Source organism: Dyella sp. OK584, from assembly GCF_057787755.1.
Map to the genome: position 1 here is coordinate 358,793 of NZ_CM173542.1, position 24,267 is coordinate 383,059.

25 protein-coding genes are annotated in these 24,267 nt (G+C 63.9%); 10 read left to right on the forward strand and 15 right to left on the reverse strand.

Annotated features, from left to right (window positions below):
• Positions 1 to 10 precede the first annotated feature (10 nt).
• The 4 genes from AC3CBN_RS01570 to dusA form a co-directional block, all read right to left on the reverse strand.
• Complete coding sequence (locus tag AC3CBN_RS01570) at positions 11 to 1,429, reverse strand: ATP-binding protein (protein ID WP_488635078.1); 1,419 nt, start codon at positions 1,427 to 1,429, stop codon at positions 11 to 13.
• Positions 1,395 to 2,087 carry a response regulator transcription factor gene (locus AC3CBN_RS01575; protein WP_488635079.1) on the reverse strand — a complete coding sequence of 231 codons (693 nt, stop codon included), beginning with the start codon at positions 2,085 to 2,087 and terminating at the stop codon, positions 1,395 to 1,397. The genes AC3CBN_RS01570 and AC3CBN_RS01575 overlap by 35 nt, the downstream gene beginning before the upstream one ends.
• Positions 2,087 to 2,407 (reverse strand): PepSY domain-containing protein, encoded by a 321-nt coding sequence (locus AC3CBN_RS01580; RefSeq protein WP_488635080.1) that lies wholly within the window; start codon positions 2,405 to 2,407, stop codon positions 2,087 to 2,089. The genes AC3CBN_RS01575 and AC3CBN_RS01580 overlap by 1 nt, the downstream gene beginning before the upstream one ends.
• A gap of 95 nt (positions 2,408 to 2,502) precedes the next feature.
• Entirely contained in the window at positions 2,503 to 3,507 is a 1,005-nt protein-coding gene (gene dusA, locus AC3CBN_RS01585) for a tRNA dihydrouridine(20/20a) synthase DusA (RefSeq protein ID WP_488635081.1), read from the reverse strand.
• Between the two features lie 375 nt (positions 3,508 to 3,882).
• Between dusA and AC3CBN_RS01590 the strand changes: the two genes are divergently transcribed.
• Positions 3,883 to 4,659 (forward strand): ferredoxin--NADP reductase, encoded by a 777-nt coding sequence (locus tag AC3CBN_RS01590; RefSeq protein ID WP_488635082.1) that lies wholly within the window; start codon positions 3,883 to 3,885, stop codon positions 4,657 to 4,659.
• 151 nt (positions 4,660 to 4,810) lie between these two features.
• Here AC3CBN_RS01590 and AC3CBN_RS01595 read toward each other — a convergent pair whose 3' ends face one another.
• Positions 4,811 to 5,413, reverse strand: coding sequence for a short chain dehydrogenase (locus tag AC3CBN_RS01595; RefSeq protein WP_488635083.1), 603 nt, complete (start codon positions 5,411 to 5,413; stop codon positions 4,811 to 4,813).
• Between the two features lie 139 nt (positions 5,414 to 5,552).
• On the opposite strand from AC3CBN_RS01595, the gene AC3CBN_RS01600 reads away from it, so the two are divergent.
• Positions 5,553 to 6,446 carry a LysR family transcriptional regulator gene (locus AC3CBN_RS01600; RefSeq protein ID WP_488635084.1) on the forward strand — a complete coding sequence of 298 codons (894 nt, stop codon included), beginning with the start codon at positions 5,553 to 5,555 and terminating at the stop codon, positions 6,444 to 6,446.
• A gap of 88 nt (positions 6,447 to 6,534) precedes the next feature.
• On the opposite strand, the gene AC3CBN_RS01605 is transcribed toward AC3CBN_RS01600, so the two are convergent.
• Entirely contained in the window at positions 6,535 to 7,134 is a 600-nt protein-coding gene (locus tag AC3CBN_RS01605; RefSeq protein ID WP_488636640.1) for an RIO1 family regulatory kinase/ATPase domain-containing protein, read from the reverse strand.
• A gap of 197 nt (positions 7,135 to 7,331) precedes the next feature.
• Here AC3CBN_RS01605 and AC3CBN_RS01610 point away from each other — a divergent pair, with 197 nt between their 5' ends.
• The gene (locus tag AC3CBN_RS01610; RefSeq protein ID WP_488636641.1) at positions 7,332 to 7,814 is read left to right on the forward strand and encodes a DUF456 domain-containing protein; all 483 of its coding nucleotides are present in this window, start codon (positions 7,332 to 7,334) and stop codon (positions 7,812 to 7,814) included.
• 78 nt (positions 7,815 to 7,892) lie between these two features.
• The gene (locus AC3CBN_RS01615; RefSeq protein ID WP_488635085.1) at positions 7,893 to 9,659 is read left to right on the forward strand and encodes a DUF885 domain-containing protein; all 1,767 of its coding nucleotides are present in this window, start codon (positions 7,893 to 7,895) and stop codon (positions 9,657 to 9,659) included.
• Between the two features lie 36 nt (positions 9,660 to 9,695).
• Here AC3CBN_RS01615 and AC3CBN_RS01620 read toward each other — a convergent pair whose 3' ends face one another.
• The 3 genes from AC3CBN_RS01620 to AC3CBN_RS01630 form a co-directional block, all read right to left on the reverse strand.
• On the reverse strand, positions 9,696 to 10,046 hold the full coding sequence (locus AC3CBN_RS01620) for a TfoX/Sxy family protein (RefSeq protein WP_488635086.1): 351 nt from the start codon (positions 10,044 to 10,046) through the stop codon (positions 9,696 to 9,698).
• Between the two features lie 17 nt (positions 10,047 to 10,063).
• Positions 10,064 to 10,732 (reverse strand): PAQR family membrane homeostasis protein TrhA, encoded by a 669-nt coding sequence (trhA, locus tag AC3CBN_RS01625; RefSeq protein ID WP_488635087.1) that lies wholly within the window; start codon positions 10,730 to 10,732, stop codon positions 10,064 to 10,066.
• A 785-nt stretch (positions 10,733 to 11,517) separates the two neighbouring features.
• Positions 11,518 to 11,946, reverse strand: coding sequence for a hypothetical protein (locus AC3CBN_RS01630; protein ID WP_488636642.1), 429 nt, complete (start codon positions 11,944 to 11,946; stop codon positions 11,518 to 11,520).
• A gap of 317 nt (positions 11,947 to 12,263) precedes the next feature.
• Between AC3CBN_RS01630 and AC3CBN_RS01635 the strand changes: the two genes are divergently transcribed.
• The gene (locus AC3CBN_RS01635) at positions 12,264 to 13,091 is read left to right on the forward strand and encodes a universal stress protein (protein WP_488635088.1); all 828 of its coding nucleotides are present in this window, start codon (positions 12,264 to 12,266) and stop codon (positions 13,089 to 13,091) included.
• 173 nt (positions 13,092 to 13,264) lie between these two features.
• Positions 13,265 to 13,930: an energy transducer TonB gene (locus AC3CBN_RS01640; protein WP_488635089.1), complete on the forward strand. Its 666-nt coding sequence runs from the start codon at positions 13,265 to 13,267 to the stop codon at positions 13,928 to 13,930.
• Between the two features lie 99 nt (positions 13,931 to 14,029).
• Here the strand turns inward: AC3CBN_RS01640 and AC3CBN_RS01645 are convergent, their stop codons facing one another.
• Positions 14,030 to 14,320: a hypothetical protein gene (locus AC3CBN_RS01645; protein WP_488635090.1), complete on the reverse strand. Its 291-nt coding sequence runs from the start codon at positions 14,318 to 14,320 to the stop codon at positions 14,030 to 14,032.
• A gap of 52 nt (positions 14,321 to 14,372) precedes the next feature.
• Here AC3CBN_RS01645 and AC3CBN_RS01650 point away from each other — a divergent pair, with 52 nt between their 5' ends.
• A complete protein-coding gene (locus AC3CBN_RS01650; RefSeq protein ID WP_488635091.1) occupies positions 14,373 to 15,128 on the forward strand; it encodes a cysteine dioxygenase in 756 nt (251 codons plus the stop codon).
• 31 nt (positions 15,129 to 15,159) lie between these two features.
• Positions 15,160 to 16,527, forward strand: a complete 1,368-nt coding sequence (locus AC3CBN_RS01655; RefSeq protein ID WP_488635092.1) for an FAD/NAD(P)-binding protein — start codon at positions 15,160 to 15,162, stop codon at positions 16,525 to 16,527.
• Positions 16,528 to 16,567: 40 nt separating this feature from the next.
• Here AC3CBN_RS01655 and AC3CBN_RS01660 read toward each other — a convergent pair whose 3' ends face one another.
• Genes AC3CBN_RS01660 through AC3CBN_RS01670 form a run of 3 tightly spaced genes read right to left on the reverse strand, consistent with a single transcriptional unit; the run spans position 16,568 to position 19,966 of the window.
• Positions 16,568 to 17,584 (reverse strand): zinc-binding alcohol dehydrogenase family protein, encoded by a 1,017-nt coding sequence (locus AC3CBN_RS01660; protein ID WP_488635093.1) that lies wholly within the window; start codon positions 17,582 to 17,584, stop codon positions 16,568 to 16,570.
• A 23-nt stretch (positions 17,585 to 17,607) separates the two neighbouring features.
• Complete coding sequence (locus AC3CBN_RS01665) at positions 17,608 to 18,666, reverse strand: SDR family oxidoreductase (RefSeq protein WP_488635094.1); 1,059 nt, start codon at positions 18,664 to 18,666, stop codon at positions 17,608 to 17,610.
• Between the two features lie 46 nt (positions 18,667 to 18,712).
• Positions 18,713 to 19,966: an MFS transporter gene (locus AC3CBN_RS01670; protein WP_488635095.1), complete on the reverse strand. Its 1,254-nt coding sequence runs from the start codon at positions 19,964 to 19,966 to the stop codon at positions 18,713 to 18,715.
• 116 nt (positions 19,967 to 20,082) lie between these two features.
• Here AC3CBN_RS01670 and AC3CBN_RS01675 point away from each other — a divergent pair, with 116 nt between their 5' ends.
• Together AC3CBN_RS01675 and cls are read left to right on the forward strand one after the other, a co-directional pair.
• Positions 20,083 to 20,994 carry a LysR family transcriptional regulator gene (locus tag AC3CBN_RS01675; RefSeq protein WP_488635096.1) on the forward strand — a complete coding sequence of 304 codons (912 nt, stop codon included), beginning with the start codon at positions 20,083 to 20,085 and terminating at the stop codon, positions 20,992 to 20,994.
• 71 nt (positions 20,995 to 21,065) lie between these two features.
• Positions 21,066 to 22,469 (forward strand): cardiolipin synthase, encoded by a 1,404-nt coding sequence (gene cls / locus AC3CBN_RS01680; RefSeq protein ID WP_488635097.1) that lies wholly within the window; start codon positions 21,066 to 21,068, stop codon positions 22,467 to 22,469.
• 37 nt (positions 22,470 to 22,506) lie between these two features.
• On the opposite strand, the gene AC3CBN_RS01685 is transcribed toward cls, so the two are convergent.
• Positions 22,507 to 23,706: an MFS transporter gene (locus AC3CBN_RS01685; RefSeq protein ID WP_488635098.1), complete on the reverse strand. Its 1,200-nt coding sequence runs from the start codon at positions 23,704 to 23,706 to the stop codon at positions 22,507 to 22,509.
• A 74-nt stretch (positions 23,707 to 23,780) separates the two neighbouring features.
• A complete protein-coding gene (locus AC3CBN_RS01690; protein ID WP_488635099.1) occupies positions 23,781 to 24,149 on the reverse strand; it encodes a hypothetical protein in 369 nt (122 codons plus the stop codon).
• Positions 24,150 to 24,267 lie beyond the last annotated feature (118 nt).

The following is a 24,267-nucleotide window of genomic DNA, read 5'->3' on the forward strand; positions in this document are numbered from 1 at the left end:
CGCCGAGCTGTTATCCCGGCGGGAACTTCACGCTGAAGCGCGCGCCGTTGAATTCCGGCGAACGATCGACGGTCAGCTCACCACCGTATGCGCGAATGATGTCCTGCACGATCGACAAGCCGATGCCGTGGCCCTGCACCCGCTCGTCGCCGCGTACACCACGCTGCAGCACGCTCTCGATCTTGTCGTCGTCGATGCCGGGGCCATCGTCTTCCACGCTCAGCCACAGCCCGGGACGTTGGCGACCTGCGACGGGACGCATCTTCACCACCAGCAACACGCGATGGCGCGCCCACTTGAAGGCGTTCTCGAGCAGATTGCCCATCAGTTCCAGCAAATCGCCCTGTTCGCCGTAAAAGGCCGCGTTGTCGTCGATATCGAATTCGCACAACACGTTCTTGGCGGCATAGACCTTTTCCAGACTCTGTACCAGGTCTTCGGCGTGCCCGGCAATGGGAATGGCTGTCGTGGCAAACGTCTGCCGGCCCGACGTGGCCGCACGCGCCAGCTGATAGGCCACCAGCTCGTCCATTTTGCGTACCTGATCCAGCACTTGGTCGCGCAGGCCCGATTCACCACTCATGGTTTCCAAACCGGAGCGAACCACGGCCAACGGCGTTTTCAGACTGTGCGCGAGATCGGCCAGCGTATTGCGCGTGCGCACGCGCTGTTCGCGCTCGCTGTGGATGAAGGCGTTGATGCGCTCGGTGAGACCCGTGAGCTCAGCCGGGTATTGGTCGCCCAGATGCTCGCGATCGCCGCGCTCCACGCGTGACATCTCATTGGCCACCTTGCGCAGCGGCGTGAGGCTCCAGCGCAGCAACAACATCTGCAGCAGGATCAGCATCACACCGAGCGACGCCAGCCAGAAAATCAAGCTGCGCCGGAACACCGCATTGCGACCTTCGAGCTGATCCTCGGTCTGCGCCACCATGAAGGTGAGATGCACCGATTTCTTCTCGGACGTGTCCAGCGCCACGCCATAGATGTAGTAGTAAAGCCGGCCCATGCGCGTATCGACGGGGCCGACAAACTGACCTTCGCCCGGCGGTAACGGATGCAGGAAAGCAAAATCGCGCCCGATGGCGGAAGGCGACTCCCATTTGAAGCCGTTGTCGCCAATGGCGACCGCATAAAGACCGGAACCCGGGCGCGAGAAGCTGGGGTCGGGCGGAGTATCAGGCAACAGCACCTTGCCGGAACGCCCAACTTCGGTGCCGGCCAGATAAGCCACCACGAAATTTTGCAGACGATCCTGCAGCCCCTTCAGCGCGCTGTCTGAGGCAGTGCGCGTTAGGGTAAGGCCGACCACGCCAAGGAAGGCCGCCAGCACAAAGCCGGTGGCCAGCGCCGCGCGCGCCGCCAGCGAGAACGGGCGGCGCGGGGGAGGCGGATCATTCGTCGTCGCTTTCGCTGCGAGGGATGGCAAAGCGGTATCCGCGTCCACGTACCGTCTCGATGGGCTTGAGGTTGCCTTCCGGGTCGAGCTTCCTGCGCAGACGGCCGATGAAGACCTCCAGCACATTGGAATCGCGATCGAAATCCTGCTGATAGATGTGCTCGGTGAGGTCGGCCTTGGAGACCAGTTCACCCGCGTGCAGCATCAGGTATTCGAGCACTTTGTACTCGTAGCTGGTCAGGTCCACCGGCTTGCCTTCCACCACGACTGTCTGCGCGGTGGTGTCCAGCTTGATCGGGCCGCAGGCCAATACCGGCTTGGACCAGCCACTGGCACGGCGCACCAGCGCGTTGATGCGCGCCAGCAGTTCTTCCACGTGGAATGGCTTGACCAGGTAGTCGTCGGCGCCGTGCTTGAGGCCTTCGACCTTGTCCTGCCAGCCGCCGCGGGCGGTGAGGATCAGGATGGGGTACCGCTGACCCGCTTCGCGCAGCGACTTGATCAGGTCCATGCCCGACATCCTGGGCAAACCAAGGTCAATGATGGCCAGGTCGAACGGCACTTCGCGACCCAGGTACATGCCTTCCTCACCGTCCTGAGCCGCATCGACGGCAAAACCATCGCGCTTCAAGCGGGCGGCGAGCGTTTCGCGCAGCGGCGCCTCGTCCTCAACCAAAAGGATGCGCATCAGTGTTTCTCCTTGTTGCTCTCGCCGTCCGAAGACGGGTTCTTGGTCGAATCGGCGGAAGCCGGCCCCTTGCTGGCCTCCGTGGTCACGGTCACCACACGCACATGTCCCGTGGGCGTAAGCACCTTCACCCGGTGCTCGAAGGAACTGCGCCCACGCCGCACGGTACTGGCCGACAGCACCTTGCCGCCAGTCTCCTGCTGCACCTGGGCTACCGCCTGCTCCAGCGACATGGCCGGTTCGGTGGTCTGCGCCGCATGTGCTGCCATGCCTACCGACAATGTCAGCAGCCATACCAGAGGACGCAGGATTGTTTTCATTTCGTTAATCAAACCCTTACCGCCTGCGGAACAGAACGCATCGTCGTTCAGACTATGAAACCGGGGCTGAATATTGACCGGACGAGCTAACGCCGTCACGCCGCGACACGCGGCTGGGTCATGGCCTGCTCAAGCAGCGCCCAGCCCGCGCCGGGCAGGTGCGAACCCTCGCTCAAGCGTCGGCGGAAGCCACGCGCACCCGGTTCCCCCTGATAGAGACCCAGCAGGTGGCGGCTGATGTGCTTGAGCGCAGTCCCCCGCGCCAGCTCAGCCTCAACGTAGGGACGCATGCGCAGCAGGACGTCCTCCCGCATGGGCAGGGGCTCACCGTAGAGCGCGGCTTCGACCTGTGCCAATACATACGGGTCGTGATAGGCCGCGCGACCCAGCATCACGCCATCGACCTGTGCGAGGTGCGCCTGCACCTCACCCACCGTCGTGATGCCTCCGTTGATCACCACGATGAGCTGCGGGAACTCGCGCTTGAGGCGGTACACGCGTTCGTAGTCGAGTGGCGGGATCTCGCGATTCTCTTTGGGACTGAGCCCCTGCAGCCAGGCTTTGCGCGCGTGCACCACCAGTATTTCGACGCCAGCGCCGAGCATGGTTTCAGTGAAGTGCTGCAGATCGGCGTAGTCATCCTGGTCATCCACACCGATGCGGCACTTCACGGTCACCGGTACGTCCACCGCATCGCGCATGGCCTTCACGCAATCGCCGACCAACGCCGGCTCGCGCATCAGGCAGGCGCCGAAGCGGCCCGATTGCACGCGATCGGAAGGGCAGCCTACGTTGAGATTGATCTCGTCATAGCCCGCGTCCATGCCGTAGCGCGCCGCCACCGCCAGCTCTTGGGGCTCGCTGCCACCCAGCTGCAGTGCTACGGGGTGTTCCTGCTGGCTGTGTTCCAGCAGACGCAGCTGCTTGCCGCGGACCAGCGCAGCGCTGGTCACCATCTCGGTATACAGGCGCGCATGCGGCGACAGCAGCCGGTGGAAATACCGGCAATGACGGTCGGTCCAATCCATCATGGGCGCGACGGTGAGGCGCCAATCGTCCTTCTGGAGCGGCGCAGTAGTGGCTAAGGCTGGGGCGGGCATGCGGCCTATTGTACTTGCTGGCATCGGAGGGCACGGCCAGGCGGCCGGAACCCGGGATTGCCATAGCCTACGGCGCAGCTCGCGTCACGATGCCGCAGTGGCCTGTGCCACGCGGCAAGTCTCGTGTGCCAACTTGGGCGGCACCCGGCGCCAGGCCTTGTCCGGCATCACTTTGGCCCTGGCTCCGGGGCATCGCTTCCGCATACATGGCACCATGATCGCTTGGCGCGGCAATGGCATAATGCGCGCCTCGGCTGCACCTACGGCAGCACTCGTCAGGCGCAGCGGCCTTCGCCTTCCCCACACGAGTCCAGCATCGGCTTTGCGGCCGGCGCCCTGCCCGCAGCTCCCTTTTCCCTAGAACGGTAACCGGCAATGGTGGCATTGGCGACGGAGCACGTGATCGACGTGCACCACTGGAACGACAGTCTCTTCAGCTTCCGCACCACGCGCGATCCGGGCTTCCGCTTCGATAGCGGGCAGTTCGTGATGATCGGCCTGGAAGTGGACGGCCGTCCGCTGATGCGTGCGTATTCGATCGCCAGCGCCAACTACGAAGAGCACCTGGAGTTTTTCAGCATCAAGGTGCCCAACGGGCCGCTGACCTCCCGCCTGCAGCACTTGAAACCCGGCGATCCGCTGATCGTCAGCCGCAAGCCCACTGGCACGCTGGTGCTCAACGACCTCAAGCCCGGCAAGCATCTGTATCTGCTGGGCACGGGTACGGGCCTGGCGCCTTTCCTTAGCCTGGCGCGCGATCCGGAAACCTATGAGCGCTACGAGAAGATCGTGCTCGCGCATGGCGTGCGCAACGTCAACGACCTCGCTTACGCGCACTACCTGGAACACGAGTTGCCGCAGCACGAATACCTGGGCGAACTGGTGCGCGAGAAGCTCATCTATTACCCCACGGTGACGCGCGAGCCGTTCCGCCATCGTGGCCGCGTCACCGACGCCATCGTCGATGGCGTGATGAGCGAGGCCATCGGGTTGCCGCCGCTGGATCCTGCCATCGATCGCGTCATGCTGTGCGGCAGTCCGTCGATGCTCGACGACACCTGCGGTCTGTTGGATGGCCGTGGCTTCCAGGTATCGCCGCGCACGCGCGAGCCGGGTGACTACGTCATCGAGCGCGCATTCGTCGAGAAGTAACGAATCCTCTCTTTGTAGGAGAGCACCCAGTGCGCGACCGCAGCGCGAAGATGTATCCGCGTGTCCGGTCATCGCACGATCAAACGCCGCCGCGTCACTGCTCCATCGGCTGGTCGCGCACTGGGTGCGCTCCTACAGGAGATCGCTGGGTTTACTGCCAGATGGTGTACACGCGCCCCGTACCCACGCCTTCCACACTGCGGCGATACACCTGTCCCACGCGCGAACCCGGCACTGCCTCGAAACCGGGGAAATACGGGCCGAAGGCTTCCAGCGATTCGGTAAGCAACGTGGCGCTTACCGCATTGATGCGCAGGCCGCGCGGCAACTCGGTGGCGGCAGAGCGCACGAAACCTTCAATCGCAGCATTCACCGTTGTGGCGTTTGCACCCAGGCGGATCGGCTCGGCCGCGGTGATGCCGCTGGTGAGCGTGAACGAACCACCATCACGCAAGCGCCTGATGCCGGCCAGCACCACGTTGACCTGCCCCATGAGCTTGTCCTGCAGCCCTATGTTGAACTGCGCGGGCGTGGTTTCGGACAGCTCGCCGAAATGCACATGGCCCGCGGTCGTGATGACCGCATCAAGTTCGCCGGCGGCCTCGTACATGCGCTCCACGCTGGCCACGTCGGTCAGATCGACGCGCACGTCACCGGAATGACGGCCAGCACGGATGAGCTCATGGTGCGGTGCCAGTGCATCTGCCACTGACCGACCAACCGTGCCGCTGGCACCTACAAGAAGGATCCGCATCGTCATGGCCTCATGGAAGGCAACCCGATACGGGCCGCCCGAACACACAGTGTCCAGCCGACACCCGCCAGCGATAAACATGCAATGATTTGACCCATTCGAAACCTATGGGTTTTTAATTATGGATATGCTGGCGAGCATGACGATGTTTGTGCGCGTGGTGGACAGCGGCAGCTTCGCTGCGGCGGCCGAGGCCAGCGGGGTATCGCCGACCATGGCGGGCAAGCACATCCGTTCGATCGAGCAACGCCTCGGCGCGCGCCTGCTCCATCGCACTACGCGCCGACAACAGCTCACCGAAGTTGGCCGGCTCTACTACGAGCGCTGCAAGCAGGTATTGGCCGACGTGGAACTGGCCGAGCGCAGCGCATCGGAGCTGCAGGCGACGCCACGTGGGCGGTTGCGAATCACGGCGCCCATGAGCTTCGGCAGCCGCCGTCTTACCCCGGCCATCACCGAATACCTGCAGCGCTATTCCGAGGTGAGCGTCGAACTGACGCTGGACAACCGCGTGATCGATGTCGTTGATGAAGGTTACGAGCTAGCCATACGCATCGGTGCCATCAACGATACGCAACTCGTGGCGCGACCATTGCTGCCTTACCGCATGATGCTTGCCGCCTCGCCGGCGTATCTGGCGCGCCGAGGCATGCCGCTAAGGCCGGAGGATCTCGCTGCTCACGTGTGCCTCGGCCTGTCGAACTGGCGGCACCGCGACCAGTGGAGGCTGCTTGGGCCCGACGGCAATGAATGCGATGTGCCTGTACAGGGCCGGCTCGCAGTGGACCATGGCGATGCACTGCGTATTGCCGCATTGCATGACGCCGGCATCGTGCTGCAGCCGGAAGTGTTGCTGGCGGACGACCTGGCCGTGGGACGGCTGGTGCACGTGCTGCCGGGCTGGGCACCGCCGGCAACGCCGATGAACCTGCTCTACGCATCCGATCGTCGTCCCACAGCGAAGCTACGAAGCATGATCGAATTTCTGCTGGAACGTTTCGGCGCGGAGGCCGTGCCTGACCGCTCTTTGTAGGAGCGCACCCAGTGCACGACAAGCCAACAGAGCGATGACGATGTCGCTCCGCGGTCGCGCACTGGGTGCGCTCCTACAGAGGAGCTGCTCAGTCGCGGATGCGCCCCCGCCCTTCGTTGTCCCAATAGCCGAAGATGCGTCGCGCAATGAACTTGTACAAGCGCTTGCCGGTGGCACGCCACAGCCGCGCGTGCGGCGCAGGCGTGTCGAGAATGGCGCGTTGGCGCGCACTCAGTGCGTCAGGACAATAGGTGCGCTTGTGCTTGAGCAGATGACGCACGTCCTCGCGCGCAAGCAGGCGAAACAGCGCGCCGCGACGACCACGCGTCCACGCGATCTGGAAATCCACCAACGCGGGACTTCCATCGGTGCGCACCAACCAGTTCGGTTCCTTGGCCAGATCGTTGTGCACGATGCCGCGGCGATGCAGGCGCGCAAGCAGACGCAGCGCGTCCCGGTAGTAGGCACGATCACGCGGCTGCGCATGCTGCATCGGTGCGCCGGCGATGTAACCGCGCAGCAGTTCGCGACCGTTCCAGCCGAGCAGGGCCGGCACGCCATCAATGCCATGGAGCTTGGCCAATGCACGCGCCTCACGCGCAGCGGCGTTTCGCGCAAAAGAGCGTGCCCACCAGCGAGCGGCAGCGATATCGCGGCGTATCACGGTTACGCCGTCGCGTTCGGTCATTTCGATGCAACCGAGTTCGTCGGCCTTGAGCAAGGTGTCGCGCGTAGCGTTCACGGTTCATCCGGATTCTGTCGGCCGGCGTACACTCGCCCGCCGTGTCGTGTCGTGTCGTGTCGATGCCTATTGTGGCCGATCCGTCATCGAAGCGCCGTGCAAACGCCGACCAGCAACCACGAACCACCTGGGAGAGACTCATGCTGGAGATCGCGCTGTACGTGCTCGCTACCGTGCTGATGGTGGCGGGCCTGGCCGGCAACATCCTGCCCGCCCTGCCCGGCATTCCGATGATCTTCGGTGGCATATGGCTGGCCGCTGCGGTGGACCAGTACCGGCATGTGGGCCTGTGGTGGCTGGTGCTCATTGGCGTGCTGGGCGCGCTGGGCGTGATCGTCGATTTCGTTGCCGGCTCATTGGGTGCCAAGCACCTGGGCGCCAGCCGGCAGGCCATGTGGGGCGCTGGCTTGGGCACGGTCGTTGGCATGTTCTTCGGCATTGCCGGCCTGCTGCTGGGGCCATTCGTGGGCGCACTGCTGGGGGAGCTGGCCTCAGGCACCAGCGTCCTGCGCTCGGCGCATGTGGGCGCAGCCACCTGGCTTGGGCTGCTGTTCGGCACGCTGGTGAAGCTGGTGCTTTCCTTCGTGATGATCGGCCTGTTCGGCTTTGCCTGGCTGATCGGGTGAACCCCGCGACCTTCGGCACATGGCGCCGGCCCCGCCCGGCCCGATAGGCTCGCCGGACCACTCATCGGGGAAAACTCCATGTCCAAACGCCTTGCCCTTGCACTGGCGGTTTCGCTCGTCGCCGCCGGGTCGGCTCATGCCGAAACCAAGACGCCCACCTGGATCGAGCGCAGCAACACCGACGCCAAGGTGCTGCTCGACGTGCTGGCCCGTTTCAATCCCGAGTTCGCATCGCAGATCGGCGTGCCCGGCTACGACGACAAAGTGATCGACCTCAAACCTGACGTGGACGCGCGCACACGCGCCGCCATGGTGGATGCCAAGGCCAAGCTCGAGAAAATGCTGGCCAGCGAGAAGGACGAGAACGTCCGCCAGGATCTGCAGATCATGATCAAGGCCGTCGACCAGCAGGTCGAAGGCATCGATCTCAACCACAAGTACATGCTGCCGTATGTGGACGTGGGCCAGACCATCTTCCAGGGCGAGTTTGCCCTGCTGAAGGACGACGTCGATGCCAAGCGCCGCCCGTCCGCCGTCAAGCGCCTGGAGTGCTATGTCGGCAAGGCGCCGGGTTGCACGCCGATCATCGAGCTGGCCAAGGCGCAGACCGCGGCACGCGCCAGCGAGAAGGAACTGATCGGCCCGTACAAGAACGAGGTCGAGCAGAAGCTGTCCAACACCCAGCGTTACGCGCAGGGCATCCGCCAGCTGTTCGCCAAGTACAAGCTCGACGATGCTGACGGCAAAGCCGCACTCGATGCCCTGGACAGCCAGCTCAAGGACTATGACGGCTGGGTCCGTTCCACCATCGTGCCGCGCCAGCGCAACGACTTCCGCCTGCCCGAGCCGCTGTATGCCTACAACCTCAAGCAGGTCGGCATCGACATTCCGCCAGAAGAGCTGATCAAGCAGGCGCAGCTGGAATTCGTCGAGCTGCGTTCGATGATGCAGATGATGGCGCCGGTGGTGGCCAAGGAAGAAGGCATCCAGGCCACCGACTACCGCGACGTGCTCAAGGCCCTCAAGAAGCAGCAGTTGGGCAAGGACGACGTGGTGCCGTGGTATCACGAGATCATCGGCAAGATCGAGGACACCATCCGTCGCGAACACATCATCACGTTGCCGCAGCGCAAGATGCAGATGCGACTGGCCTCCGAGGCCGAAACCGCGGCCGTGCCTGCGCCGCACATGGACCCGCCGCCGTTCATCAATAACCACGGTGAACAGGGCACCTTCGTGCTGACCATGGGCAATCCGACTGGTGGCAAGTCGGACTCGTACGACGACTTCACCTATAAGGCCGCCGCGTGGACGCTCACCTCGCACGAAGGTCGCCCAGGCCATGAGCTGCAGTTCGCGGCCATGGTGGAACGCGGCGTGTCGCTAGCTCGCAGCCTGTTCGCCTTCAACAGCGTCAACGTGGAAGGCTGGGCACTGTATGCCGAATCGGAAATGCTGCCGTATGAGCCGCCGTCAGGTCAGTTCGTTGCCTTGCAGGCCCGCCTGCAGCGTGCCGCCCGCGCCTACCTCGACCCGATGCTCAATCTCGGCCTGATCACCAAGGAGCGTGCTCACGACGTGCTGCACGACGACGTGGGTCTGTCCGAGGCGATGACGCAACAAGAGCTGGACCGCTATACGTTCAACAGCCCGGGCCAGGCCACCGCGTATTTCTACGGCTATATGCGCCTGCAACAGACGCGCCTGAACACCGAGCTGGCGCTGGGCAAGAACTTCAACCGCCAGGCCTTCAACGACTTTGTGATTGGCCAGGGCCTGCTGCCGCCGGAACAGCTCGCAGAGGCAGTGCGCACGCAGTTCATTCCGTCGCAGAAGAAGAAGTGATCGAAACCGCGGGACAGTGATGTCCCGCGGGCTATCTCAGGGCCGCGTCTTCGGGCGCGGCCCTTTCTTTTTGGACGTCGATATCGCTTGCGCGCTGCGTGCCAGCCACTCGGCCAGCTGTGCGGTGTCGCGACAAAGCAGGGGCGGCACGATGATGTAGCCGCGGCTTGGCGGAACACTTGGCTTGTGCCGAAAACGCACAGCGCCCTCATACGCGAGCAGCGCGTCCTGGTCGGTGGCAGCGACCTTCAAGGCCAGTCCTTGCGCCGAGAGCCAGGCGCAGGGTTTCTCGTCGAAGTAGGCCATTAGCCCACCGAACATCGGCTTGAAACGCAGATCGTGCGGACGCCCCAGATGCGTGGCGGCATCCTCGAGATCACGGCGCATAGCCTCGAGTTCGGGATTCACACCGGCGCGTCAGGAATCACATAAAGCAACACGGCCAGATAGTGCAGCACGCTGCCAGCCAGCACGAAGAAATGCCACACCGAATGGTGATAAGGCAGCCTGCGCCACAGATAGAACGGCACACCCAACGTGTAGGTCACGCCACCGGCAATCAGCAGCACCATGCCACCCGTCTGCAGATGTTCCGAGAGCGGCTTGAACGCGATCATGCCCACCCAGCCCATCGCCACGTACAGCAACACGGCGAGCTTGCGGTACTTCTTGAGCAAGCCCAGCTCCAGCGCGCTACCCATCAGCGCCAGCGCCCATATCGTGCCAAACAGGCTCCAGCCCCAGGCGCCCGGCAGCGCGATCAGGGTGAACGGCGTATAGGTGCCGGCAATCAGCAGGAAAATCGCGATGTGATCCAGCGTGCGCAGCACGCGCTTGGCGAGCATGCCTGGAATGGAGTGGTAAAGCGTGGAAGCCGTGTAACAGAGGATCAGCGTGGCGCCGAATACCGAACTGGCCACCACCGCGCGCGCATCACCGTGAAGCGCAGAGAACGCCACCAACGTGGCCAGCCCTACGATGCTGAGCAGAATGCCGATACCGTGGATGACGCAGCTGGCGAGCTCGTCGCCGAATGCATAGCGGGGGAGAGCCGTGCCGGAGGTGGCGGACATGGGGCATTCCTCATCGAGCGATGCGTACTGATGCGTACGGACCTTGCCACATTAGCCGGCTCGTCTTTGAATGCAAGGCCATGGGTCGCATGAAACGCCACTGGCATCATCTGGAGCCTGCTTAATAGCTTTCACGGTCCGTGCTGTGCACGCCAAGATGTGGCGGGGCGATCGGCCGCACGGCGACGATCGTGCTTGATCGCCAGTCTGCCGCTTACGCAGCGGGCGTTTCGACCGCCTGCCAGCGGCAGAGTCACTTTTCTTTGCTGGCTCAAAGAAAAGTAACCCAAAGAAAGAGCCTCCAGAGCTCACAGCGAACCGCTGGATACGAGCCTGAACAATTCTGTGGGACGGATGGCTTGCTGCCCATGGTTAGACATGGCCGCTACACCGCGAGGCGCCACAACGCTGAGGACTTAAAGCATGGATTTTGCGGTCATCCACGCGTCCGGCTGCGGCAGGCGTATAGACCTTCGGCCGCGCCCGTTTTAAGTCCTCACCATTTCGACGCGTTGCGGCGTAGCGGCAGTGTCTCGCCCGGGGCAGCAACCTCTCCGATCACGGCAACCTGCCAACGCTTCTATCCCACGTCGTGCTGCCAGCTCCCAACGGCCTCTCTTTTGGTTACTTTTCTCTGGCCGGCAGAGAAAAGTAACCCGGACCGCGGCAGCGGTTCGGAACCCCGCGGGAGGCGAGCAAGCTGGCCACAGCGCTACGGTCGCGCGAGAACCCGTGCACGATTCGCCCACCATTTTCGGGGCCGCGCAGAGATAAGAACCAGGCTCTTACTCGATGATGAAAGCGCCAAAGGCCACACCCAAGTCCCAGCCCTTGCCGGTGCCACTGAGCGCCAACGAAACATTGCCCTTGGTCATCACCCGCGCCCCGGCGGACTTCGCCGCGCCCGCATGCACACCGGCGTCGGCGTAGTGACCCTTGATCTCGCTGATGCTGGTCACACCGGAGAACTTGCCCACGCCGTTGTCGATCTGGTTCTTGCCGAAGGTGAGGCCACCCCCCTTCACGCGGATCTTCACGCTCATGGTCTGGCCGTTGCCGCAACGGACGGTGCCGCTGCCTTCGGCGGTCTGATAGAACACCGACCAGCCGGACAGGTTGAAATTCATCTTGCACTCGATGTCGCCCGCATGCGCCGGTGCCGTGGCCATCCATCCGGCCAGAGCCAGCAGCGTCACGCCCAAGCTTCTCCACATCATCATGCCTGTTCTCCCGTTAGGCCCGACCGCCCCGCCACGCGACGGGTGCACCATTCTGGCAAGCACGCGCCATCCACGGCGTGAATTCGCCCTTCACCCTGGATGTACGCCAAAGCAAGCCTGGCGCTCGCAGAATGACATAACCGGATGTCCCCTCTCTCTCCCCCGACGTCCGGCCTTGCCGCCCCGCCACCCTGTGCGGGGCTTTTTTTATCCAGCGATCGACAGCCCCTCTCAATGAATCGCCCGGGCTACACGGGCATCGTCGTCAGGCTCTAAGCTGGGCAGGGACCAGGACTCGGGAGAATCGTGTGATGTCAGCCTTCGACCTGCTGTTGCATCTGGACCATCTGGACTTTGGAGCAGCCGCGCCGCGCGCCGCCATCGCACTGGCCCGACGTATGGGCGCGCGGCTGGATGCGCTCTACGTGGCGGACTTGCCCGCTACGGCATTCAGCCTGCCGGAAGCCGTGCCGGTTCAGCTGGAGGAAACCCAACGACGAGTGGCCGAGGCACAAGCCCTTGAGGGTGCCTGGCAACAGATACTGGCTGCCCAGTCCCTCACCGGTGCTTGGCGGGTAACCCAGGGCGATACCGTTCAGACCATCAGCCAGGCAGCCTCGGGTTACGACCTGCTGGTGATGGAACGCAGCCAGCAGCACAGCGACGCGCCGGTGGGCTTCGGCTCCGTTTCCCGCAGCGTGTTCGCCAGCGGGCGGCCCGTGCTGGTGGTGCCGGACGTTTCGCCCGTCGCCACCATCGGCACAAGCGTCCTGGTCGCGTGGAACGGCAGCCGCGAATCGGCGCTCGCGCTGGCAGCCGCCGTGCCGGTGCTGCAGAAGGCCGATGACGTGCTGGTCATCGACGGAAGCGAGATGAATGCGGAAATGCTCCCGGTGCTGCCGCCACCCGGTTTGACCGACTGGCTGCAGCGCCACGGCGTCCGCGCGCGAGTCGAACCCTTCAATGCCGGCCCCAGCCACGCCGCTGGCCCCGCCGTGCTGGATGCCGCGCGCAACCATGGCGCGGACCTGATCGTGATGGGCGCCTGGAGCCGCTCGCGTCTTGCCCAGATGGTACTGGGCGGCACCACCCGCCACCTGTTCATGCACGGCGACGTGCCGATGCTGGTGACGCACTGAAAAAGCCGGTTTTCCGGCAAGGCGGGTACTTCGCACAGAATAGCCTTCCATACGGCTACTTGTGCAAGCGCTTTCGACAGGCATAGGCTGGTTTCGCATCCGCACGATCCCCACCGCGTCCCCACGCGGCGTGACGGGTGCCCATCCAACATCGAAACGTCAGGAGGTCGCTTATGTCGTCCGCAAGCCTGGCCGTACCCCGTCATGCCCATCCCGACAGTACCCGCATCGCGGCGCTGAGCGTGGCCATTGCCCTCAACCTGGTGGCCTTGCTGGTCGCCCTGCGTCCAATGGCCCCACAATGGGCCGAGCAAGTGCAACGTCTCACCCAGACAGAAGTCCATTTCATTCCGCCACCGCCAAAGGCCGTGGTACCACCGCCGATCGAGCTCAAGCCGATCGTGCAGCCCAAGCCCGTTCCGCAGCCATACGTGCAGCCGCAACCGCTATCGCCGCCGATCGACAACATCAACGAAGAAAACAACAACGCGCTGCCGGCTGTTGCGCCAAGTCCGGCGGCCGCTACCCATGAACCTGCGTCCGCTACGGTTGCTGGGCCAGTGGAAGCGACTCTGGCCTATCGCGCCGTCCCGCTGAAATATCCACCTCAAGCCCTGCGCACGCGTATGCAAGGCACTGTGTTGCTCCGGGTGCTGGTGGACGAAAAAGGTGTGCCGCAACAAGTCACCGTCGAACAGAGCAGTGGTTATGCCTTGCTTGATCACAGTGCCAGCGAGCAGGTGATGCAGGGCTGGAAATTCCAGCCGGCGATGGTGAACGGACAAGCCGTACGCGCCTGGGCCCGCGTGCCGGTGAGCTTCAACGTCAATCAGCTCTGAGCAGCCGCAGCGCATCGCGTCATTGCTTCATGCAAACCGCGAGGGAAGGCCCGGCCTGCATCCAGTGTCAGACCGGGCCCTTCCGCGGCAAACAAGTCATCAGCGCGTCGTAACCGGAGCCGGCGCAGCGGATCGACGCGAAGCACGCACGATCGCCCATACCACCACCGCCAGCAGGATCACCGGCAAACAGAGCGGCAACAACGCCACCGCCACGATCGGCGCGACGATCAGCAACGCCAGTCCACCAAACAGAAGACCGAGCACGGCACCAATGATGTGGAACAAGCCGCCTATCAACGCGAAGGTCAGCTTGAACACCACACCGATGAAGGCGATTGCCAGCCATACACCTACGAACAGCATCAAGAGCACGCTCATTGCGATCATGACGTTTCTCCTCCCGGCAGATGGAATCCGGTGACCATTGTGCATCGTCGTCATGCAGGCGACGGCCGCGCATTTCAAGGCCTTCTCACACAGAATCGTGCGCTTTTGCCACCTGCTGCGCATGTCGCGAAAGTCATACCGCCAGCGTGTCTCTTTCACTGCTCTGGCTTACGGGACTTTAACGACGCGCATGATCCACTGCGGCCCGGTTCCCGTCGGGTTACATCGCATGGCCAAACACATGCAACACCTCAAGGCACTGCGTGATATCGCGTTTGATTTCGGTGTGGGTGAGCATCCGGACCTTGCTTCCATGGCAAGGGAACTGAGCCGGATGGTGCACCAGAACAGGCTGTCGCTGAACGGCGATCTCGCCGATTTGCGCACGCGAAACAAGGGTTTCGAACGCTGGCTGGTTGCGCAGCGCGGCAAGCCGGACCTCAGCGTGCTGGTGATGGCATGGCCCGCCAACTACGCCATGCCCATCCACGATCATGCAGGCCTGTGGGGCCTGGAAATGGCGTTGCACGGCGCCCTTGAGGTGGAATCTTGGGATCGTGACGCGCAGGGAAAGATCCTGCGCCGGATGGGCCGCGACTGGCTGGGCCCTGGCGATGCCAGCTGGTTTGACGCCGATGACCGCTACGCACACCGCTGCCGCAACCTTTCACGGCACGAAACGGCGCTGACGCTTCACGTATACGGTGGCAATCTGGCACAGTACCTGACATACGAAGAAGTCGGGGAACCCGGCCAATGGCTCGTAAGACAGCAGCGCAGCGCCATTGCTGGCCGCCTGTACGCCTGAGCCGTACAAAGCAATCATTTAAGGGAGTGGCATGTATCGACGGGTCGCCATCATCGGCGGCGGTGCTGCAGCGGCAGCGCTGCTAAGCGAGCTGCTGGAACGCCAGCCGCCGCAGCCGTTGCATCTGGACTGGTATACCGGTGGCAGCACGTCGCCGCGCGGCGTCGCTTACGGCACGCGTTCGGACAAGCACCTGCTGAATGTACGCGCCGCGTCGATGAGCATGTTTGCCGCGAAGCCACAGGGGTTTCTGGATTTTGCCCAGCGTGGCGACAACAGCATCGCCGGCACGGATTTTCTGCCTCGTCGCCTGTACGGCGACTATCTGGAAGCGGAAATTGCGCGTGCACTCGAACATGCCCGCAACGCGGGACATGACGTGCGAGTGCTCCCGTTCGCAGTGGATGCCGTCGTACCGGAGAACGACGGCGTCACCATAATTCAGGGCGAAGACAACACCCGTGTCGACGCAGCCGTGCTCGCGGTCGGGTCGCTTCCCCCGCTGCCGCTCAGCGGTGTCAGCGAGGCGGCGCTCGACAGCGGCATGTATGTCACCGAGCCGTGGAGTTTCCTCGCCGCATTGAAGCCTGACGCGCGCCGGCGCAAGGTCGTGCTGATCGGCCTCGGGCTTACCGCGGTCGATGTGCTGCTGGAACTATCGGCCCAGTGGCCGAATGCCACGTTCGAAGCGATTTCCCGCCATGGCCTGCTACCCGAGCCGCACCTGGAAACCGCTTCGGCACCCGCCGATGACAGCAGTGAGCTGATCGAGTCGATGCGCGAAGCACCGGACATCCGCACCTGGATCCGCCTGCTGCGCGAAACAATCGCACAGAGCAGCGACTGGCGCACGGTGATCGACAGCCTGCGTCCGCACACACCTTCGCTATGGGCACTGCTGCCGGAAGTGGAGCGCTCTCGTTTCCTGCGTCATGCGCGCTGGGCCTGGGAACGCGTGCGTCATCGCATGCCGCCGCAGGTAATGATGTCGCTGCGAAAGCTGGAAAGCGCAGGCCGCCTGCATCGCCGCTGTGGTCGACTGCAAGCAGTGGAGGTGGCTGACGGCAAATTGCGTTTGGACGTCCGTTCGCCGCACGGAAGCGCCATCGAAACGCTGGACGCCGACCTGGTGATTCAGACGGTGGGCCTCAATACCGATGTGCGCCGCACGGAGCACCGTCTCATGCGCCAGCTGGCCACCAACGGCCACGTCACGCCCGACCCGCTGGGGCTGGGTTGTATCGCCACGCCTGAAGGCCGCTTGCATCACGACGGGCAGACCTGGCCGCATTTCTACGCGATCGGCACCCTGTTGCGCGGCACGCTGTGGGAGTCCACGGCCATGCCGGAGATCCGCCAGCAGGCGCGTAATCTGGCAGACCGCCTCCTCAACGCCTGAGCAAACGCCACGAACGCCTCGGCATTCGTGGCGCTCCAACTCACTGGAAGCCGCTTAGTACCAGCTTGCCAATGGTGCTGGCGCTCTCCAGTTGCGCATGCGCGCGGCGCAGGTTCGCCGCGTTGATCGCGCCAAGGTTCTCGCGCAACGTCGAACGAAACACACCGGCATCGACGAGATCGGCCACTTCATCCAGCAAGCGATGCTGGGCCTGCATATCTTCGGTGTGGTACAGCGAGCGCGTGTACATGAATTCCCAATGCAGCGAAATGCTCTTGGACTTCATCAGACTGACGTCCAGCGGTGTCGCGGGATCGTCAATCAATCCAAGCTTTCCCTGCGGCTTGAGCAGCTCCACCAGCGCAGGGAAATGTTGCTCGGTATGCGTGAGGCTGAGCACAACGTCGACGCCCTGCGGTGCAACCGCCTTGACGGCAGCGACCAGATCGCTGCGGTGATCGACCACATGATGCGCACCCATGTCGGTGGCCCATGCGCGACTATCGTCGCGTGACGCGGTGGCGACGATGGTGAAATTGGTCAGGCGGCGTGCGAGCTGGATGGCCATGGAGCCCACACCACCGGCGCCGCCCACCACCAGCACCACGCCGCCACGCGCGGTGCTTCCACGCGGCACGCCTAGTCGATCGAACAACAGCTCCCATGCGGTGACGGCGGTCAACGGCATGGCCGCGGCCTGGGCAAAATCCAGCGTGCTCGGCTTGCGCCCCACGATACGTTCATCCACCAGCTGCAGTTCGGCGTTGCTGCCGGAACGATCAATCGCACCGGCGTAGTAGACGGCATCGCCCGGCTTGAACAAGGTCACGTCGGCGCCGACGGCCACAACGGTGCCGGCAGCGTCCCATCCCAGCACTTTGTCGGCACCCTGCGGGTCGACGCGCTTGCGCACCTTGGCGTCCACCGGGTTGACCGAGATCGCCTCGACTTTCACCAATAGGTCGCGCCCTTGCGCCACCGGTGCGGGCAGCTCGACGTCGAGCAAACTCTGCGGATCGGTGATGGGCAGGTTGCGGCGATAGGCAACGGCTTTCATGGATTTTTCCTTGGACATGGCGCTCAGGGGATGATTCTGCGCCGACGAAAGTCATCGAACAGTCGAGTAAACATCGCCTGCGTTTCGACATGTTCGTGGAAGCCGAAGCGACGCGCCTTGGATCCATCGCCAAACATGTCGTGGTCCCACGAAAACACGAAATCGGCGAACCGCCAGGACGACACATCGGCGTACGCATGTTCTGCCAAGCCGTGGCGTTCGATCATCGCACGCCATAACGGCTCCTTGTCCGCCATGACCGTACCCAGCGCGAGCGGCAATGGCGGCGCTACTTCCAGCTCGAAATAGCGGGCGATCGCCGGCCACATCTCATTCCATCGGAACAGATCGCCATTGGTGATGTTGAAGGCCTGGTTGGCGCAGTGAGGCTCGGTAGCAGCCCAGACGGTGGCATGCGCCAGCAGGCCGGCATCGGTCATTTCGAGCAGACGGTCGTAGGCTCCCGGCTTACCGGGAAAGCGCAGCGGCAGTCCGAGCTCCTTACTCATCGAAGCGTATACGGCGATGCCCAGCGCGAGATTCATCGGATTGCCCAGTGCGAAGCCGCCAACGACCGCCGGACGAATCGCTGACCAGCTCCACGCCTTGCCCTGCTGACGCTGCTCCAGAAAGCGCTGCTGATCGTGCATGAATTCTGGCGGCATGAAGGCCGCATCGGTTTCGCGGGCGGGTGTCTTGAACGGACCCAGATGGCCGCCGTAGACCTTATAGCCCTGCATCAGGCTGATGTGCTGCAGGCGAGATGCTATCGGTTCGATCGCGTCAACTACGTTCACCAGCATCGCCAGATTCGGTGGCACCAGTTCGGCCCAGCTCGGACGGTCCTGATAGGCAACGTAGAAGACATGCGTGATGTGCGTGAGTGACGCCAATTTCTGGCGTGCATCTTCCGCGTCGAGCAGGTCCACTGCGATGTGTTGCACGCGATCGGTCGATGCTCCTCCGCGGCGGGAGAGGCCTACTACCTGCCAGTCGTCGAGCGTGGACAGGTGATCGACCAGGTTGCGTCCGATCACTCCCTGCGCGCCGACGACCAGCGCTACCTTGGATGGCGTTGTCATGACATTCCTTCGTGTACGGGTAAGAGTCTGGCGGTGATGGCTGCGCTCAAGCGACGACAGCGCAGGCCGCTGGGGATGTGCCGCGTCGGCGTTCCAGCATGGCGCTGACCAGCGTGACCAGCAGGCCGAGCAGCGTCACCGCCGCGCCGGCGATGCTCACGGACGGCAACCCCAGGCCCAGGTCAATCATCGCGCCGCCAATGAAGGCGCCGATGGCGTTGCCGAGGTTGAACGCGGCGATGTTCAACGTGGAGGCCAGATGCGGGCCATCGCTGGCCTGCTGCACCACGCGCATCTGCAGCGGTGGCACGGTGGCGAAGGCAAACACGCCCCACACGAACACGGTAGCGATGGCGGCCACGGTGCTGTGCATGGTCCACGCGAACGCCACCATGACGAGCGTCAGCACGACCAGCACGGCGGCCAGCGATGGCATCAAGCGCCAGTCAGCCAGACGACCGCCAAGCATGTTGCCGATAGTCGTTCCCACGCCGAACAACACCAGCACCCAACCGGTAGCGCCTACGCTCACGTGCGACTGCTGCTGCAGGATCGGCGCGATATAGGTGAATACGGTGAACACACCACCGAAGCCCAGCACGGTCATCGCCAGCGCCAGCAACACCTGCGGCTGACGCAGCACCCTCAGCTCGCGCCCCATGTGCGGCGACGGCAACCCTGGCAAGGCCGGCACCAGTCGCCACACGGCGATGGCCGCCAACACGCCGAGCAGCGTCACCGCGCCGAAGGTGGAGCGCCAGCCAGCCCACTGGCCCAGGAACGTACCGAATGGCACGCCCAGCACGTTGGCAAGTGTCAGGCCGGTGAACATCAGGGCGATGGCACGCGCGGCCTGCCCGCGCGGCACGATGTGCGAGGCCACCACGGCGCCGATGCCGAAGAACGAGCCATGGCAGAACGCAGCCACGACGCGCGCCACCATCAGCACGCCGTAGTTTGGCGCCACCGCACAGAGCGCATTGCCAAGGATGAACAGGCCCATGAGCAACAGCAGCGCGTTGCGGCGCTCCATGCGAGCCGTAAAGGCCGCCAGCAGCGGCGCACCGGCCGCCACACCCAGCGCGTAGCCCGACACCAGCAGGCCGGCCGAGGGAATGCTCACATGCAGGTCGCTCGCCACTTCCGGCAGCAAGCCCATGATCACGAATTCGGTGGTGCCGATGGCAAAGGCCGCCACGGACAACGCGAACAGAGCCAGTCGCGAGGACGCGCCGCTGGCGGCCTCCGCGTGGGCCGAAGGAAGGCTTTCCGGGCCTTCCGAGGGGGATAGCGAGTTCATACGGGTCGTTCCGTGGAAAAGCGGTCGCCACTGTGCGCCTTGCCGCACCCCTCGTGAATTGAGCAAACTAGAGAGGCATCTATTCCAAAAAGTTGAAGATGGTCGATTTTGAGGACATGCGGCTATTCGTCCGCGCGGTCACCGAAGGCAGCCTCTCGGCCGCCGGGCGTGAGCTTGGCCTGTCGCCGGCTGCCGCCAGCAAGCGGCTCAACCGCCTCGAGCAGACGCTCGGGGTGCGGCTGCTCCAGCGCACCTCGCGTCGCCTCACGCTCACCGAGGAAGGCACCATCTACTACGAGCGCGCCCAGGCCATCATCGCCGACGTGGACGACGCCAACTCCGCCGTGAGCCTGCGTCAGTTGGAAGTGCGCGGCCAGCTGCACGTGTCCATGCCGGTGGATATGGGCCGGCAGCACATCGGCCCGATCGCGGCGGACTTTGCCGCGCTGCACCCGCACCTCACGCTGCGGCTGACCAACACCGACACCATGCTCGACCTGTTCGAGCACAACGTGGACGTGGCCGTGCGCAGCGGCACCCTGACCGATTCGCGACTGGTATCGCGCTTGCTCGCCACGAACTTTCGCGTGGTCTGCGCCGCGCCGTCCTACCTGGAACGTCGCGGCCGGCCCACCCGCGTGGAGGACCTGGAGCAACACGACTGCCTGATGCTGCACCGGCCGGGCCACGGCATCCTGCCGTGGATCCTGCAGACACCGGAAGGACCGCGTACGCTGCGTATCGATGCAAGCATCACTTGCGACAACGGCGACATCATGCGTGAGCTGGCGGTGGCCGGACACGGCTTGGCCTTCAAGGCGGCGTGGGACATTGCCGCCGACGTGCGCGCCGGACGACTGGTGCCGCTGCTGGCCGACGTGATCCTGCCGGAGGCGCACATCTACGCGATCTATCCCAGCCGCTGTTACCTGCCCGCGCGCATCCGCCTGTTCGTGGACTACCTGCAGCAGGAATTGCAAAAGCGCGAACACGACGTGCTCGACACTGTACGCAAGGCCATGACCTGATTCGCCACCGACGAGGACCGCATGTTGCTCCGAAGCTACGCGCAACCCTCTTTCGCCGCTGAGCATCGCGCATGCTGAGCAGCGGCATCGGCGTATTCGTCATCCTGCTGCACATGGCCGGCGTGGTGGCAGCCACGCATGCGGTGATGAACACCCGCACACCGCAGGGCGCCTTTGCCTGGGCGCTGGGGCTGGTGTTGCTTCCCTATGTCACGCTGGTGCCGTACCTGTACCTCGGGCGCAGTCGGTTCCACGGCTATATCGACCTGCACCGTCTGCGTCGCGAGCAGATGCAGGCCATAGCCGATATCACACTCGAATCCGGCTCATTGCCGCTCTCGGCATGCGCGCGTTATGCGGAGATCGCGAACATGCTGCGCGCGCGCTTCCACTCGGGGCAGCAGTTGCGGCTGCTGGTGAACGGTGAAGCGACGTTCAACGCCATCCTTGCTGCCATCGGCGAAGCGCAGCACTGCGTGCTGGTGCAGTTCTTCATCATCCACGACGACATGCTGGGGCGACGACTGCAACAGGTGTTACTTGATCGCGTGCGCGCTGGCGTCGAGGTCTGCGTGTTGTACGACGGCATTGGCAGCCACGCCCTGCCCCACCAGTATGTGGAAACCCTGCGCAATGCAGGCGTGAGCATCCACCCGTTCGCTACGCAGCGACGCAGCAACCGGTTCCAGCTCAACTTTCGCAACCACCGCAAGATCGTGGTGGTGGATGGTGTGCGCGGTTTCGTCGGCGGGCTTAATGTGGGCGATGAGTATCTCGGCCTGAAACCTCCGCTGGCGCCATGGCGCGACACGCATCTGCAGATCGACGGCCCCGCAGTGGCCGACCTGCAGCGCAGCTTTGCCGAAGACTGGCATTGGGTGACCGGCGCGCTGCCGCCGCTGCTGCCGCCACATTCCAGTGACGGGAGTGCGCACACGCTGATTGCCGCTACGGGTCCGGCGGATCGGCAGGAAACCTGCTCGCTGATGTTCGTGGCCCTGATCCATGCCGCGCGTCGGCGCGTGTGGATCACCACGCCCTACTTCGTGCCCGATCAGGCGGTGATGTCGGCGCTGCGCCTGGCCGTGTTTCGCGGCGTGGATGTGCGCGTGCTGATTCCTTCGCGGCCCGATCACCGCACGGTGTTCCTGGCTACAGGGCTCTACGCGCATGATGCCGTACGTGCTGGCATTCGCGTGTTCCGCTATCAGCCGGGCTTCCTGCACGAGAAAGTAGTGCTGATCGACGACGACACCGCGTTGGTGGGCAGCATGAATCTGGACAACCGATCATTTCGCCTCAACTTCGAGATAGGCGCATTGAATGTGGGACGCGAATTCGCAGCGCAAGTGGAGACGATGCTGCGCGAGGATTTCTCGCATGCGCATGAAGTGAGCGAGGCGGAATACCTCAAGGCGTCTTACTTGCGACGGCTGGCCATGCATGTGGCGCGGCTGTTTGATCCGGTGCTCTGAAGAACTCCCTCTCCCCTTTGGGGAGAAGGAGCGGGCGTCAACCCCGCACCTTGTTCCCATAGCTCAAATACAACGCCCCGGTCAGCAACGCCGCTGCCAGCGACATCACTGAGGCCACCACGAACATCGGCCCGTACCGACCACCCGAGGCGATCCAGCCGCCCAGTGGCCCGGTAACTCCCAGCGCCACGTCGATGAACACCGAATACGCCGCCAGCGCCGCGCCGCGATTGCTCGCACTCACCCGCTCCACCGCAACCACACCCAACGCAGGGAAGATCAGCGAGAAGCCGATGCCGCTGAGCGCCGCACCCAGCATCGCCACACCGACATGGCCGGCCGTTGCCAGCACCACCAAGCCGACCGTCTCGACCAGCAACGAGCACATGGCCACGCGATAGCCACCAAAATGCGAGATGGTCCAGCCCAGCACCAGACGCACACCGACGAAGCACACACCAAACACGCTGAGCGTGGGCGCAGCACCGGCCCAACCCTGGCTGGCGTAATACAGCGTGATGAAGGTGGCGATCACGCCAAAACCCACCGAGCCCAGCGCCAGCCCCGTGCCATATGGCGCCACGCGACCGAACACGTGACGCATCGGCAAGCGCTCACCCATTTCGACGTGTACCGCCGGCCGGCGCCACGCAAGCAGCAGCGCAAGCACTATCAGCAGCACGCCAGCGAGACCAATCATGATGAAGCCGCCGGCCGATACCAGCAGTACGCCGAGCGGCGCGCCCACGGCCAATGCGCCATAGGTCGCGATGCCGTTCCACGAAATGACCTTGCCCGTGTGCTCGCTACCGACACGGCCGATGCCCCACATGATGCAGCCCGTGGCCACGCAACTTTCGCCCATGCCCAGTGCCAGTCGCGCCATCAGCATCGTGCCCAGCGACGCCATGGGCCATGCACGCAGCACAGCGGCCACGATCATCAGCACTCCACTGCCACCACAGGCCAGCATGCCGATCAGCGCCGTTCGCTTGGGCCCGGACGTATCGGAAGTACGCCCGGCAAAACCGCGGCTCAGCAGCGTGGCAACGTACTGCGTGCTGATCACCAGCCCCGCCAGCACCGCGCCAAAACCCAGATCGTTGTGCACGAACGGCGGCAGCACCGCCAGCTGCATGCCAATCACCAGATAGGCCAGAAACGTGAAGCACACGATCTGGACGATGCGCAGGGTCAGCGGAGCGCCGGCGGCCCCTGTTTCAAGGTGGGTAGGCATGGGTACGACTTGGAGAGGCTAGGGAGTGCTTGCAAGCGGCCGGCACCGCAGGCCACGCGTACATCGCCGGATCATCAGGCGGACTGGCGGCGCCCAAACGCCAGCCAGCCCAGGTAGACGCCGACGCCGACGCCGATGAACTCAAACAGCACGCGCTGGCCCAGGTTGTCCGCGTCATGCACTTCGGCCAGCCGTACACGCAGCAGCTGCAGCGACTGCAGCCGGCCGTAGTTGAAATAGAACAGGTTCCACAGGTCCTGGCCGCCCGCCAGCAGCATGCCTCCCAGGTAGCCCCAGCTGATTTCCATGCCAACGCCCCAACCCTGGCTGCGCCCAATCCAGCGCAACAGCCCGAACAGCAGAAAGCCTGTCACGGCCGCGATGGCGCCTGCCTCGAATGCGCCGGTCAGGCCGTATCCCATCCATGACTGGTCGTAAGGCATGCCCCTGTCCCACCGTTGTTGTTGTTTGCGCGCATTATGCCTGCAGCCGAACGACGACCGTATTCCTGCGTAAGAAATCTCTTACCCTGAACCCCGAATATCGCGTACAAAGCACTCG

Bases quoted from the DNA above. Each gene is read 5' to 3' on its own strand.
- AC3CBN_RS01590 (WP_488635082.1), top strand. From the start codon at position 3,883: ATGGTGGCATTGGCGACGGAGCACGTGATCGACGTGCACCACTGGAAC.
- AC3CBN_RS01600 (WP_488635084.1), top strand. From the start codon at position 5,553: ATGACGATGTTTGTGCGCGTGGTGGACAGCGGCAGCTTCGCTGCGGCG.
- AC3CBN_RS01650 (WP_488635091.1), top strand. From the start codon at position 14,373: ATGCAGGCGACGGCCGCGCATTTCAAGGCCTTCTCACACAGAATCGTG.
- AC3CBN_RS01635 (WP_488635088.1), top strand. From the start codon at position 12,264: ATGTCAGCCTTCGACCTGCTGTTGCATCTGGACCATCTGGACTTTGGA.
- AC3CBN_RS01640 (WP_488635089.1), top strand. From the start codon at position 13,265: ATGTCGTCCGCAAGCCTGGCCGTACCCCGTCATGCCCATCCCGACAGT.
- AC3CBN_RS01685 (WP_488635098.1), bottom strand. From the start codon at position 23,706: ATGCCTACCCACCTTGAAACAGGGGCCGCCGGCGCTCCGCTGACCCTG.
- cls (WP_488635097.1), top strand. From the start codon at position 21,066: ATGCTGAGCAGCGGCATCGGCGTATTCGTCATCCTGCTGCACATGGCC.
- AC3CBN_RS01615 (WP_488635085.1), top strand. From the start codon at position 7,893: ATGTCCAAACGCCTTGCCCTTGCACTGGCGGTTTCGCTCGTCGCCGCC.
- AC3CBN_RS01575 (WP_488635079.1), bottom strand. From the start codon at position 2,087: ATGCGCATCCTTTTGGTTGAGGACGAGGCGCCGCTGCGCGAAACGCTC.
- AC3CBN_RS01580 (WP_488635080.1), bottom strand. From the start codon at position 2,407: ATGAAAACAATCCTGCGTCCTCTGGTATGGCTGCTGACATTGTCGGTA.
- AC3CBN_RS01675 (WP_488635096.1), top strand. From the start codon at position 20,083: ATGCGGCTATTCGTCCGCGCGGTCACCGAAGGCAGCCTCTCGGCCGCC.
- dusA (WP_488635081.1), bottom strand. From the start codon at position 3,507: ATGCCCGCCCCAGCCTTAGCCACTACTGCGCCGCTCCAGAAGGACGAT.
- AC3CBN_RS01665 (WP_488635094.1), bottom strand. From the start codon at position 18,666: ATGACAACGCCATCCAAGGTAGCGCTGGTCGTCGGCGCGCAGGGAGTG.
- AC3CBN_RS01660 (WP_488635093.1), bottom strand. From the start codon at position 17,584: ATGAAAGCCGTTGCCTATCGCCGCAACCTGCCCATCACCGATCCGCAG.
- trhA (WP_488635087.1), bottom strand. From the start codon at position 10,732: ATGTCCGCCACCTCCGGCACGGCTCTCCCCCGCTATGCATTCGGCGAC.
- AC3CBN_RS01630 (WP_488636642.1), bottom strand. From the start codon at position 11,946: ATGTGGAGAAGCTTGGGCGTGACGCTGCTGGCTCTGGCCGGATGGATG.
- AC3CBN_RS01595 (WP_488635083.1), bottom strand. From the start codon at position 5,413: ATGCGGATCCTTCTTGTAGGTGCCAGCGGCACGGTTGGTCGGTCAGTG.
- AC3CBN_RS01605 (WP_488636640.1), bottom strand. From the start codon at position 7,134: ATGACCGAACGCGACGGCGTAACCGTGATACGCCGCGATATCGCTGCC.
- AC3CBN_RS01670 (WP_488635095.1), bottom strand. From the start codon at position 19,966: ATGAACTCGCTATCCCCCTCGGAAGGCCCGGAAAGCCTTCCTTCGGCC.
- AC3CBN_RS01620 (WP_488635086.1), bottom strand. From the start codon at position 10,046: ATGCGCCGTGATCTCGAGGATGCCGCCACGCATCTGGGGCGTCCGCAC.
- AC3CBN_RS01655 (WP_488635092.1), top strand. From the start codon at position 15,160: ATGTATCGACGGGTCGCCATCATCGGCGGCGGTGCTGCAGCGGCAGCG.
- AC3CBN_RS01645 (WP_488635090.1), bottom strand. From the start codon at position 14,320: ATGATCGCAATGAGCGTGCTCTTGATGCTGTTCGTAGGTGTATGGCTG.
- AC3CBN_RS01690 (WP_488635099.1), bottom strand. From the start codon at position 24,149: ATGCCTTACGACCAGTCATGGATGGGATACGGCCTGACCGGCGCATTC.